Raw genomic sequence first — 12744 nt, forward strand, 5'->3', positions numbered from 1 at the left:
GGTTTCCCCGACCGCGGTGCACGCGGCTCATCGTTCCAGGTCACGTCGCTTCTGCCGCCGTCCTCGGGTCGTCTGATGTCGGTCATGAGGGGTCATCGTCCGGTTCCTCGCCGTGCATCCGACCCTCGCTCTGCAGGGTACGGCGTCGCTCCTGATACCCGCTTCCGGCGAGCATCCGCTCGAGTTCGTCGGGTTCGGGCCGGTCGGCGTCGGCGGGATCGGGCTGGCCGCGGAAACGATGCCACAGGCGCCGGGCGGTGAGCAGGACGAGTGCTGCCGCGGCGATGATCGTGATGTAGAAGAGCGGTTTGCCGTAGGCGTTGGTGTGGACGGACAGACTGATCGGCTCGCCGAGCGGCACGCCGGTGACCGTCGACAAGCGGATCTCGACACTGATCGCCTCGGACGCCTCGCCCTGCGTGGGCAGCTGGATCTGCCGGGTGCCGCGGGCGGGGATCTCGATGACGCCGAGGTCGCCGATCTCGATGCCGGCCGGTTCGGACGTGGTGATCCGGGCGCGTACCGGCAGCGCGAGGTCGTTCTTCACGACCAGCAGCAGCGGACTGCGCTCGGAGGCCAGCGTGTAGCGACCGCCGGGATCGAGGATCGTGACCGACCGGGACATCCCGTGCAGGGTCGACGACACCGCGTCGATGCGCTCGGCCTGCGCCCGGCGCAGATGGGTGTAGACGGCCGAACCCCAGGCATCCGGCGAGCGGATGGCCCGCAACTGGTCCTCGCGCAGCGGGGACATGTAGCGCTCGGGGGTCGCGGCGACATCCGCCGAGCGCACCAGGGCGCCCTCGAACTGCCAGCTGTCCTCGACGTTGCGCCGTATCGACGCGGTGGCGTCGGTTGTCAGCACCGAACCGATGCGGCCGACGGGCCCGACCCCGGGCGGGTCGATCAGTCGTGCCTGCTCGGGAGCGGACCCGAGTTCGGCGACCAGCGTCGGCAGGGGCGTCGGCGTCGCGGCACCGGACTCGAGCAGCAGGCGCGCGGTGGCGAACAGGGCCTCGGCGTCGGTGGTCGTCGGAGACCAGTACGTCGGTGGCAGCAGGAATGCCGATCTCCCGACGACCGGGTCGCGAGGCGACGGCCGGGAATCGGACCCGGTCGGTGCGGCCTCCGGGGCGGCGATCGCCGGGTACGCCAGCGCGCCGATCGCACTCTGCCTGCGACTTCCCTCGGACTCGTCGGACAGGTCGACGCGTTGGTCGGGTGGCGTCAGCGCGGGGGTGGACGGCGCGGTACCGATGGCGGCGAACGACGCCGTGACCGGCGCATCGTAGGTCTGCGCCGCGAGGTCGCCGATCCGGTAGCGCCCGGCGTCGTCACGACGGCCCGTCGGTGCGACGGAATTCGACGCCACCGCGGTCGCGGCGAGCCCGGCCCCGGTGAGCGTCGCCGCACCGTCGGAGTCGATGGCGCCCAGGGCCGGTATCGACAGACCACGCACGCTCCGCACACCCAGGACGGTGTCGACGATGTCGGCGGGCGACCGCAGCGCGGCTTCGGTGAGTCCGGCGTTGCCGATCCGGGAGAGCGAGGTCAGGTCCGCCTGCGCGTACGGCAGCGCCACGACGCACATCCGCTGCGCGGTCCAGCGCAGCGTGTCGAGCCAGCGTCCGGCGGCCTCGACTCCGCTGCCGGGGCGGGTCGACGACCTCGGATCGGCGGGATTGTCGGACACCTCGTATCCCAGTGACATCGCGCGCACCGTGACGATGAGGTCGGGATCGACGGCGAGGCACATGCTGTCGGCGAGTTTCTCCGACCCTGGCAGTGCGGCGGGTTCAGGGCTCTCCGACGTCTCCGGTGGAGCTGAGCCCGACGCGGTCGAATCCGACTGCGCAGGTGGGGGTTCGCCGACGACCTTCTGCAGTGCCGTCAGCAGTTCGTCGAGACGACCACCGTCGGCGAGGGAACGGGCCATGTTCTCGTTGATCAGCCGGACCGGTTCGGTGTTGCCCCCGAGCACGCCGGGGGCGAGCTGGGGCGGTGCGGCCAGCGGCCACAGCATGGTCATGCGCGCCGGGCTGGACAGGTTCGCCGAGATAGACCCGTCCGGTCCGAGCCCGGCGACCGGGTCGGTGTCGGAGTACTCGGTGGACGGGTCGACGTACCCTTCCGCGCGGGTCTCGTCGGGCGGGAGGGACAACACCGGCAAGAGCATGCGTGATCCCGCGACCTGCGCGGTGTTGCCGTACTCGGGCGTGCCGTTGACGTTCACCTGCATCGGGTAGACACCGGTCCGGGAGATGGCCAGGCCCTGACCGTCGGGGCCGTTGTTGGCCGACAGGGCCATCGACATGCGGAATCCGACGCTCTCGCCGGGGGCGAGCGAGTCGGACAGCGCCTCGAACGGACCGGCCACCGCGACCGCGGGATCCTCGTCGGCGAGATCGGTCCGCAGGCCGGCGGCCGACGTGACCGGATCCCCGCGTTCGAGCCGGATGGTGAGGTCGGTGATGGACCGGTCGCCGACGTTGTCGACGCGGCCGCTGACGGTGACCACCGGTCGGCTGGTCGTGGTCACGATGTTCGGCGTCATCGAATCGATGACTATGCGGGCGAACCTGCTCGGGGATTGCTGGTCCGAGGTGTCGGATCCGGTGTCGGATCCGCTGGTGCTCGTCTCGGGTGCCGCCGAGGCCGGTCCCGATCCCACCGCGCCGGACAGGAGCGTCAGACCGAGAACGGCCAGGACCACGGCCGCGGCCAGGGCTGTGCGCGCACGGGACCGCGTCGCGCGCGACAGCGCCGATGAACGAGACGAACGAGGTGCGGCGGCGGACGGACGCGGCTCAGCCATCGCCGGCCGCGGGCCGTCGTGGACGGCGCCGGCGCCGACGAGGACGAGCCGGGGGCGGCGGCTCGTTGCGGCGCTGGTTGCGCGCGGCGGCGGCTTTCTCATAGGCGTTGGGTTCGGTGCGAATGCTGTCGGCCTCGGACTGGGCCAGCCGGGTCGGGTCGGCGGCGAGTTCGGCGATCACGCCGCGGGCCATCCGGGCGAGTCGTCGCTCGTCAGAGTACGTGAGCCGGCGCGGGAGCTCGTGCAACGGCACCCAGGCCACCTCGGACACCTCGTAGTCGGCGTCGGAGAGTTCGCCACCGGTGCACCGGAGGAGATAGTGGTGCACCGTCTTGTGGATTCGACGCCCCTCGCTGACGAACCAGTAGTCGATCTTGCCGAGCGGGGCGACCACGGTGCCCTGGATGCCGGTCTCCTCCTCGACCTCACGGATCGCGGTCTGTTCGGCGGTCTCGCCGGTCTCGATGTGGCCCTTGGGCAACGACCACATCGTGCGTCCCCGCCGGTCGACCCGGCCGATGAGCGCCGCCGACAACTGATCGACGGGGAGGTCGAGGTCGGAGATGACGAGGCCACCCGCCGAGGTCTCGCGCACGGTCCGGAGCTTCTCGGTGCCGGCGCGGTCGGAGTGGGTGCGTTCGGTGGCCGGACGCTCGGATCCGCGGTCGGGTCGTGATGAGCGTCGTCGGCCCTTCGACGCCTTGCCTCCGGATGGCGCCGATCCCGTCTGGGCCAGACCGGTCTTGGTCAGCTTGGCGCTGACGGAGACCATGTCCGACGGCTTCGGCGGGGTGACCCGCGGCCGTGCGCGGTCGGGATCGACAGGGAGTTTGTCGACCGGTTCGGCCTCGACGGGGTCCGGGCACGCCGGATCCGACGCCCGGGCGCGCGCGAGGTCGTTCGGCGTCGGGTGGTGTGTCGACGGTGCCGGTTCGGACGCCGGGTTGGGTGAACCCGGCTTGTGGCCCGGTCGGGAACCCGCCTGGCCGGAACCCGGCTGCTTGTTCTTGGGCTGGCTGTTCGAGGACTGCGGGTGGCCGCTCTGCTTGTGCGATGCCGACGTGTGGGCGGCCGTGGCACCGCGGGCCTCGGACTTGCGACGGCTCCGGCGTCGGCGGCCGCGACGGGAACGACGGCCCTGGCCGGCGGGGTTCTGCTCGCCCTGTCCGCCGCCCTCGCCATGTGCACCCGACGAGACGCCGCTGACGTCTGAAGGGTTGGTCGAGGAATCGGTGGACACTCCACGATGCTAGCGGCTGGTCACCTGCAGTTTGTCTGGACGCCTCCCCGGGCGCGTAGGTTGTGGATTCGGGGTGTCGAGAGTGCGCGGGAAGTGTATGAGTGGTCGGCGTCGAACTGCGCGGCGTCATCGGCGCGGGTCACGACGGTAGGGTGACAAGCCGTGAACGACACATCCTCGTCCGGGACGACGGCCTCTTCGGACCAGGTGAGCTCGGACGGGCGATCGAGCGCGACGGACCCGGAACGGCGCACGCGCCTGCTCGCCTCCGCCGCGATCGCGCTGCGCGGACTCGACGATGTCCTCGTGCCGCTCGGGGAACTGTTCGAGACCGCGGGCCACGAGCTGTACCTGGTGGGCGGCTCGGTGCGCGACGCCGTCCTCGGCCGGCTGGGCAACGACCTCGATTTCACGACCGACGCGCGCCCGGAGGCGGTCTCGCAGCTGCTCCGCGGCTGGGCCGACGCGTTCTGGGACGTCGGCATCGAGTTCGGCACGGTCGGGGTCCGAAAGGGTGACCACCTGATCGAGATCACGACGTTCCGCGCGGACGCGTATGACCAGGTCAGCCGCTATCCGGATGTCACCTTCGGGGAGTCGCTCGAGGACGATCTGATCCGGCGCGACTTCACGGTGAACGCGATGGCCGTGCAGGTCGGTTCCTCCGGCGCCCAGGATTTCCGCGATCCACTCGACGGTCTGACCGCACTCCTGGCGGGGGTCATCGACACCCCGGCGACCCCGGAGCAGTCGTTCGGCGACGACCCGCTCCGGATGCTGCGCGCGGTCCGGTTCGTCTCCCAGCTGGGGTTCCGGCTCGCGCCGCGGGTGTGGCAGGCCGTCACCGAGATGAACGGCGAGATCGAACGCATCACCGTCGAACGCGTTCGCACCGAGCTGGACAAGCTGATCTGCGGGGAGTTCCCGATCGAGGCCCTCGACGCCATGGTCGAGACCGGCCTGGCCGAGCGGGTGTTGCCCGAGGTGCCGGGGATGAAGCTCACCATCGACGAACACCATCAGCACAAGGACGTCTACCAGCACTCGTTGACCGTGCTCCGCCAGGCCATCGACCTCGAGGACGGCGATCCGGACCTGGTGTTGCGCTGGGCGGCCCTGCTGCACGACATCGGCAAGCCCGCGACGCGCCGCCACGAGCCGGGAGGCGGCGTCAGCTTCCACCATCACGAGGTGGTCGGCGCGAAGATGGTGCGCAAACGGATGCGGGCCCTGAAGTACCCCAAAGCGGTGGTGTCCGATGTCGCGCAGCTGGTCTTCCTGCATCTGAGGTTCCATGGATACGGTGACGGCGCGTGGACCGATTCGGCCGTCCGCCGGTACGTCACCGACGCGGGTCCCCTGCTCGACCGGCTGAACAAACTGGTGCGCGCCGACTGCACCACGCGCAACAAACGGCGCGCGCGGCGTCTGCAACAGAACTACGACGACCTCGAGCAGCGGATCGCCGCCCTGCAGGCGGCCGAGAACCTGGAGAAGGTCCGTCCCGACCTCGACGGCAACGCCATCATGGAGCTCCTCGGTGTGCCGCCCGGTCCGATCGTCGGTCAGGCATGGCGTCACCTTAAAGAACTGCGACTCGACCGCGGACCACTGAGCCGCGATGAGGCGGAGGACGCGTTGCGGGAATGGTGGGCGGCCCGCGGCGGGAAGTGACGCCGCCCGCGGCTTCCCCCCGGCCGGCTCAGCTCGCGGGTGCGAAGACCTCGATCGCGTGGGGCACCGCTTCGAAGACCGCCGGGAGTTGTCCGACGAGGTCGCCGTCGACCGACACCAGCGCCGGCGGATCGCAGTAGAGCTCGACTTCCTCGCCGCGCATGGTCCGCACGCTGGGACTGTCGATGTGCTTGCCCGAGAACACCTTCGGGAACACGCGGGCAATCGTCCAGCGGGCCAGCCGCGGCGGGGTGAGCGCAAGCGTCACGTCGAGCTGCCCATCGGTGATCGAGGCCGCAGGAGTGATCTTCATGCCGCCGCCGTACGACGTGGTGTTGCCGATCGCGGCGAAGACGAGGTCGGATTCGACGGCCTGGTCGTCGACTCGGACCTGGTAGTGGCGCGAGCGCAGCGCGAGCAGCTCGAGCAGCGCCGCGATCGTGTACCGCGACTGTCCGCGCGGGCGGCGCATGTCGATCGCCCGGGCGGTGACGGCTGCGTCGAACCCGGTGGCGGCGACCGTGCTGAACAACGCGGTCTGACCGTCCGGGAAGCTGACGCGGCCGAGGTCGATGGGCCGGCGGTGTCCGGCGAGGACGACCTCGACGGCATCGGCGGGCTCGAGCGGGATGCCGAGGTTGCGCGCGAAGTCGTTTCCGCTGCCGGCCGGGATGACGGCCAGTGGCTTGCCGGATCCGATGATGGCCTCGACCGCCAGACGCACCGTGCCGTCGCCCCCCACGACGACGATGACGTCGGTGTCTCCCCGTGCTGCCTTGCCCGCGAGATCGGCGGCGTCGGCGATGTCCTCGCCGACGATGACCTCCACCTCCACGTCCCGGGCGCGCAGGAGTTCCGCAGCGTCGTGCGCCACACGGAGTCCCGTTCCGTGACGCGCGTACGGACTGGCCACAACTGTGGCGTGTTCGATAGTCATATGAGTCGGCCCCCCGCCGTTCAAGTGATCCGTTACAGTGTTACACATCATGGCAATCCGTAACGAGGAGATCGGGGATCTCGTTCTGGATGCAGCGCGGAGCTGCCTGCTGCGTAGCGGCGGACGCAAGGTGACTGTCTCCGAAGTGGCCCGACAAGCAGGCGTCAGTCGACCGACGGTGTACCGCCGCTGGCCCGACATCACCGAGATCATCCGCGGTCTGTTGACCCGGGAGGTCCTCGGGGTGGTCGAAGATGCCATCGGCGGAACCGGTGAGCCCGCCGATCTCGACGCGCTCGTCGGGCAGGTGGTGGCGGTGGTCGGCGCGCTCCGGGACGACGAACTGATCGCCTCGCTGTGGCGTGAGCAGCGAGAGTTCATGTCGCCGTACGTCTTCGAGCGTCTGGGTACGAGCCAGCAGGGAATCCTCGCCATTCTCGCCGACATGCTGTCGCAGGGGCAGGAACGGCGACAGGTGCGTGCTGGTGACACCAAGCGGATGGCCGCGATGGTGCTGCTGATCGCGCAGTCGTTCCTGCAGTCGGGGGCGCTGGTGTCCGACATTCTCGCCGACGGCTGGAGCGTCGAATTGCACGAGATGTTGGCCGGTTACCTGCGTCCGGTCGGACCGGGCGGCGACGGGTGACGACGTGAGCACCGATCCCGCGGCGGGACGGCACTGATGGCCACGCTGTCCGCCGAGACCCGCCGCCGTGCGCTGGACCGGTTGGCATCCGATGAACCTCTCGACCTGTTGGTGATCGGAGGCGGTGTCACCGGCGCCGGCGTGGCGCTCGACGCCGCGACCCGTGGCCTGCGCGTTGCGCTCGTGGAGAAGGACGACCTGGCGGCCGGGACCTCCCGCTGGAGCAGCAAGCTCGTGCACGGCGGCCTGCGCTACTTGGCGAAGGGTGAGATCCGGATCGCGCGGGAGAGCGCGGTCGAGCGTCATCACCTCATGACCGCCATCGCCCCACATCTGATCGCCCCCCTCCGGCAGATCATCCCCGATCGCGGCGGCCGGCAGAGCTCTGTCATCCGTGTGGGTCTCCGGGCGGGAGACGTGCTCCGACGCAACGCCGGTACCTCCGATTCGTTGTTGCCCCCACCCTCGCGGCTGTCGGCGCTGGAGACCCTCGGCCGTTGTCCGGCGGTGTCCCCCGATGGTCTGCGCGGCGGGATCTCCGCCGCTGACGGCCAGCTTATCGACGATGCCCGACTGGTCATCGCACTTGCGCGGACGGCCGCGGGTTACGGCGCATCGATCTGCACCAGGGTCCGGGCCGAACGCGTGGACGGCCGCGGGGCCACCCTCACCGACCGGCAGACCGGCGAGAGGTTCGACGTCGGTGCCCGGATGGTCGTCAACGCGACCGGGGTCTGGTCCGGCGGCATCGACGACGGCATCGCCGTCTATCCCAGTCGCGGAACGCATCTCGTCGTCGACGCGGCCAGGCTCGGCCATCCCGACGCCGCGCTGATGAGCCCGCTGGGCGGCTCGGTGTCGCGGTTCGTCTTCGCGATACCCGCCCAGTTGGGTCGCGTCTACGTCGGCCTCACCGATGTCGCCGCGCCGGGACCGATCCCGGATGTCCCGACGCCGGACGAGTCGGAGATCGACTTCCTGCTCGACGCGATCAACCCCGCGCTCGCGCGGCCACTCGACCGCTCGGACATCGTCGGCACGTTCGCGGGTCTGCGACCCCTGGTCGACACCCGCGGCGGCACCGCCGGCCGCGACGCCGATGCCCTGGCCGACGTCTCGCGGCAGCACCACGTCGGTGTCCGCGGCGACGGTCTCGTGAGCGTCCTCGGCGGCAAGCTCACCACCTACCGGCGCATGGCGCAGGACGCCGTCGACGCCGCGCTGGCGACCACCGATCTGGCGGCCGGAGACTGTGTCACGACCACGACGCCGCTGGTGGGGGCGGTGCGGACTCCGCGGGAGCAGGGCCTGCCGCCTTCGCTGGTGCAGCGTTTCGGTGGGGAGGCGCCGGCCGTCGTGGACGCCGCGACGATCGACCGTCCGCTGGATCCGATCGTCCCCGGGATCGACGTCACCCGCGCCGAGATCGAGTTCGCGATGACTCATGAGGGAGCCCTCGACGCCGACGACATCCTGCACCGGCGCACCCGGATCGGACTCGTCCGGCGCGACGCCGACGCGGCCCGCCCGGAGATCGAGCGGATCGTCGGCGAGGTCCTCGGGTGAGGAGTCCGGTGTCGAGGCGTTCCCGGGTGTGTCAGTAACCCATCGTGCGCAAGGCGTCGGCTACGCGGTCGAGGTCGGCTCTGCGCACGTCGAGATGCGGGCTGATCCGGAGGACCGGGTGCTCGGTCGCGAGCGGCGCGCGCCAGGTGTCGGCGGCGGTGACCAGGACGCCGAGTGAGAGCAACTTGTCGCGGGCGGCGGCGATGTCGTCGAATTGCCACCCGGGCGGCGGCGCGAGGGTGACGATCGCGGACGGCTCGTCGAGTGGTTCGAGCACCTCCCAGCTCGCGATGCCGTGGAGCCGTTCCCGGGTGGCCTGACCGATCTTCGCGAGTTCGCGGAAGACGCGCTGCTGACCGATCTCGAGCAGCTCGCGCACGGCGACACCGAGTCCGAGGCGTCCGGCGATGAATGCCTCCGAGCCGTCGATCCGGACCGGCCGCAACGAGTCCCGGCGCACCGCGACGAACCCGACGCCGCGCGGGCCGGTGAGCCATTTGCGGCTGGTGCCGTAGACCACGTCGGCGCCGGTGACGGTGGGGACGTGACCCACCGACTGCGCCATGTCCACCACCACGGGCACACCGGCCCGGTGCGCGAGTTCGACGATCCGCGTGACCGGCTGCACCACACCGGACATCGAGCCGATGTGACAGACGTGGATGAAGTCGGGCTGCTCGAACTGCAGCATGTTCTCGAGTGCGTCGGTGTCGACATGACCGTAGACGTCGCCGTCGGGCATCGTCCGCACCGCGTAGCCGCGGCGCTCGAACTCCTCGAGGTTGGGCCCGAATTCGTTCTTGGCCACCCACACCGTCGAGGTGACGGGCAGGCTCCAGTTGGTGAGAAGGGCACGCAGTGCGGCGCGGGCGCTCTCACGGAAGACGACCTCGTCGCCGGTGTGTCCGATGAGCGCGGCAAGATTCCTTGTGTCCCGCGCGATCTCATCGGCGCGGTCGTCAGCGGCGACGTAGGAACCGCGTTCGGTCTCCCGCCACAGATGTGCCGTCATCGCGCCGATCAGTGCGTAGGAGGAGCGACCCGCCGACGCAGAGTCGAGATGTGCCAGGGCTGGTTCGAGCCGGGCCGCGTGCCACTGCTCGCCGAGATCGCTGACATACATGGGCCACAACCTACCGGGTGGTCGGGTGCGGGGTCACCCGGCGGGTGCGTCGGTGAAACCCGGCCCGGCGATGTGTCCACTCCAGGGAACCGGACGACGCCCCGCTGCGTCCAAGACCTCATGGACCCGGCGATCGAGTACTTCTTCGGGACCGGCGACGGTCGGACGACGCGCTGGTCCGGCACCGCCGATATCGCGCTCGGGACCCCGCGGTCCGAAGCCCTGGATGCCATCCGGCTCGACTTCGACGGCGACGGACACCGCGATGACGCGATGTGGGACACGGACGCGGACGGTGTCGCTGACGTGGCCGCTCTCGACACCGACGACGACGGAGTGCCCGATGCGTTCTACCGCGACTCCGGGGCGGGACTCTGGGACCGGCCCGTCGCGCGAGCCGACCTTGCCGGCGACCAGCTGCCGCGGCGCGACGTCCCCGACGAGAATTCGCGACCCCCGGCGGCGCTCGTCACCCAAATCGACCTCGACGATGACGGTGACCCCGACGCCGAGATCGTCGGAGCCGACCGGGGCGGCCGGATCGTCGGCGAACGTCTGTACGTGGATTCCGATGCCGATGGCAGACACGATGTGGTCCTGGTCGATACGAACGGTGACGGGATCGCCGACGCGACCTACGACAAGCGGGATCCGCGGTTCACGCGGCGGGGTCGGTGACGGTGGGCCGCACGGTCGTGGGCTGGGTGGACCCGTGCCCGCGCGGATGAAGGAGGCGCACCACGAGCATCCCGAGGAGGTACAGCACCACCCCGAGCACGACGAGCCCGGTCGCCCGCCCGTTGTCGGGGATCGCGAGGGCCGCGACCGTCACCGCACCGACATAGGCGATGTTGAACACGGCGTCCTGAACCGAGAACACCTGACCGCGTACCGCGTCGTCGACGTCGACCTGCATCGCCACGTCTCCACACAGCTTCGTGATCTGGCCGATGAGCCCCAGCACGAATGCCGAACCGCATATCACCGCGAACTCGAAACTCAGCACGGAGAGTTCCGCGACCGCCCCGACGCCCAGCGCCACGAGCATGGTCGCGTACCGGCCCGCGCGTGCCACCGCGATCGGCGTCACGACCGCGGCAAGAAGCGCACCGGCGCCGGTGAAGCCGATCACGACGCTGACGCGGTCGAGGCCGTCGCCGGGACCCATCTGGCGCGTCAGCACCAGGATCATCAGCGTGTTCATCCCGAACACGAGCCGATGCGCGCCGATCGCCGAGAGCGCGGCGGCCACGGTCTTGTGGTGCGCGACGGCACGCGCGCCGTGCCACAGCCCGACGGACACCGCGTGCACCGCCGAACGACCCGGATCGTCGGGCTCGTCGGGACCGAGCTGCAGTGGGCGGAACCCGTGTGCCAGCCCGCCGGAGACGACGGCGAGCACGATCCCGGAGAGCATCGTGAGGGCGCTACCGACGTTGTCGTCCCCGAAGATCGCACGCAGACCCAGCGTGACGCCGAGCCCTACGGTGAGCATCGCGCCACCGAGTGTCGTGAACAGTGCGTTGGTGGCGACGAGCACTTCTCGCCGGGCGACGTGGGGCAGTCCGGCGGACAGCCCGGCGGCGACGAACCGGCTCGCGCCCGTCGCGGCGAGCGCGGAGATCAGCACCACGACGTCGGGCGCGCCGGAGGCGACCGAGAGTGCGACGAGTCCGATGATCAGTCCGCGCAGGAGGTTCGCGTACAGCAACACGTTGCGTCGATCCCAGTGGTCGAGCAACGCCCCCGCGAACGGGCCGATGAGCGAATACGGCAGTAGCAGCACTGCCAGGCCACCGGCCACCGCGAGCGGGTCGGCGTGACGCTCCGGGTTGAAGAGGATGCTGCCGACCAGCGCGGCCTGGAAGATGCCGTCGGTGATCTGACTCGACAGTCGCACCGACAGCAGGCGGCCGAGTCCAGGCGAGGAACGGAGGGAGTGGACGAACACCGACCACCCGCGTCGGTCACGGGTCACCTGGGTGCTGCTCACTGATCCAGGGTACCGAGCTGACGATGGACCCCGTCGGCCACGGACGTGCGATGATGGTCGGGTGGCCGGAGGTGACGACGCAGACGATCCCACACCGGAATCCCGCCCCGGAGAGCACTCGGCGGGTGCCGGTGGTGGTGCACGTATGCCCGGCGTTCCGTGGGACGCCGACCCGACGCCGAGGGTGCGGGCGGGCACCGCGCTGATCGCGTCGACCGACCTCGTCGAACCCACCTTCGCGCGCACCGTCATCTACGTGATCGAGCACAACGAGTCGGGCAGCCTCGGTGTCATCCTCAACCGGATGAGCCAGACCGCCGTCCACAATCTCCTGCCCCAGTGGACCGACATCGCGGCCTCGCCGCGCGCCCTCTATGTGGGCGGGCCGGTGAACCAGGAAGCCGCGCTGTGCCTGGGGGTGGTGAAACCGGGCGTCGACGTCGACGACGTACCCGCCCTGCGTCCGGTGGACGGCCGGGTCGTCCTCGTCGACCTCGACGCCGACCCCGAACCTCTTGCCGACGTCCTCGAGGGCGTCCGGATCTTCGCGGGCTACAGCGGCTGGGGGGTCGGGCAGCTCGACGACGAGCTCGACCAGTTCAGCTGGATGACCGCGTCGGCACTCCCCCGCGATCTGCTCGCACCGCCGGCGTCCGATGTGTGGTTCGACGTCCTGCGCAGGCAGGCTTGGCCCAAGCCACTCCTCGCGACGCACCCGATCGATCTCAGTCTGAACTGAGTCGTCCCGGC

Annotated in this window: 10 protein-coding genes; 5 read left to right on the top strand and 5 right to left on the bottom strand. The window is 70.3% G+C overall.

Translation table 11 applies throughout. The features are described from left to right. Positions 1-82 precede the first annotated feature (82 nt). Positions 83-2917, bottom strand: coding sequence for a DUF6049 family protein (locus ABIC25_RS17195; protein ID WP_354562396.1), 2835 nt, complete (start codon positions 2915-2917; stop codon positions 83-85). Further along, on the bottom strand, positions 2808-4055 hold the full coding sequence (locus tag ABIC25_RS17200) for an NUDIX hydrolase (RefSeq protein WP_354562397.1): 1248 nt from the start codon (positions 4053-4055) through the stop codon (positions 2808-2810). Before ABIC25_RS17200 ends, ABIC25_RS17195 begins: the two co-directional genes overlap by 110 nt. 207 nt (positions 4056-4262) lie before the next feature. On the opposite strand from ABIC25_RS17200, the gene ABIC25_RS17205 reads away from it, so the two are divergent. After that, entirely contained in the window at positions 4263-5729 is a 1467-nt protein-coding gene (locus tag ABIC25_RS17205) for a CCA tRNA nucleotidyltransferase (RefSeq protein WP_354562563.1), read from the top strand. Between the two features lie 28 nt (positions 5730-5757). Here ABIC25_RS17205 and ABIC25_RS17210 read toward each other — a convergent pair whose 3' ends face one another. Beyond that, a complete protein-coding gene (locus ABIC25_RS17210) occupies positions 5758-6666 on the bottom strand; it encodes a diacylglycerol/lipid kinase family protein (RefSeq protein WP_239403621.1) in 909 nt (302 codons plus the stop codon). A 49-nt stretch (positions 6667-6715) separates the two neighbouring features. On the opposite strand from ABIC25_RS17210, the gene ABIC25_RS17215 reads away from it, so the two are divergent. Next, positions 6716-7312 carry a TetR/AcrR family transcriptional regulator gene (locus ABIC25_RS17215; protein ID WP_033204208.1) on the top strand — a complete coding sequence of 199 codons (597 nt, stop codon included), beginning with the start codon at positions 6716-6718 and terminating at the stop codon, positions 7310-7312. A gap of 36 nt (positions 7313-7348) precedes the next feature. Continuing rightward, complete coding sequence (locus tag ABIC25_RS17220) at positions 7349-8878, top strand: glycerol-3-phosphate dehydrogenase/oxidase (protein WP_354562398.1); 1530 nt, start codon at positions 7349-7351, stop codon at positions 8876-8878. A gap of 31 nt (positions 8879-8909) precedes the next feature. Here the strand turns inward: ABIC25_RS17220 and ABIC25_RS17225 are convergent, their stop codons facing one another. Next, complete coding sequence (locus tag ABIC25_RS17225) at positions 8910-10001, bottom strand: aminotransferase class V-fold PLP-dependent enzyme (protein WP_354562399.1); 1092 nt, start codon at positions 9999-10001, stop codon at positions 8910-8912. Positions 10002-10121: 120 nt separating this feature from the next. Here ABIC25_RS17225 and ABIC25_RS17230 point away from each other — a divergent pair, with 120 nt between their 5' ends. Continuing rightward, positions 10122-10679, top strand: coding sequence for a hypothetical protein (locus ABIC25_RS17230; protein ID WP_354562400.1), 558 nt, complete (start codon positions 10122-10124; stop codon positions 10677-10679). Here ABIC25_RS17230 and ABIC25_RS17235 read toward each other — a convergent pair. Beyond that, positions 10660-11994 carry an MFS transporter gene (locus ABIC25_RS17235; RefSeq protein ID WP_354562402.1) on the bottom strand — a complete coding sequence of 445 codons (1335 nt, stop codon included), beginning with the start codon at positions 11992-11994 and terminating at the stop codon, positions 10660-10662. The genes ABIC25_RS17230 and ABIC25_RS17235 overlap by 20 nt on opposite strands. Positions 11995-12139: 145 nt before the next feature. On the opposite strand from ABIC25_RS17235, the gene ABIC25_RS17240 reads away from it, so the two are divergent. Further along, entirely contained in the window at positions 12140-12733 is a 594-nt protein-coding gene (locus ABIC25_RS17240; protein ID WP_354562403.1) for a YqgE/AlgH family protein, read from the top strand. Positions 12734-12744: the final 11 nt, after the last annotated feature.

This window comes from Gordonia sp. PvP123 (assembly GCF_040547295.1).
Lineage (GTDB): Bacteria > Actinomycetota > Actinomycetes > Mycobacteriales > Mycobacteriaceae > Gordonia > Gordonia terrae.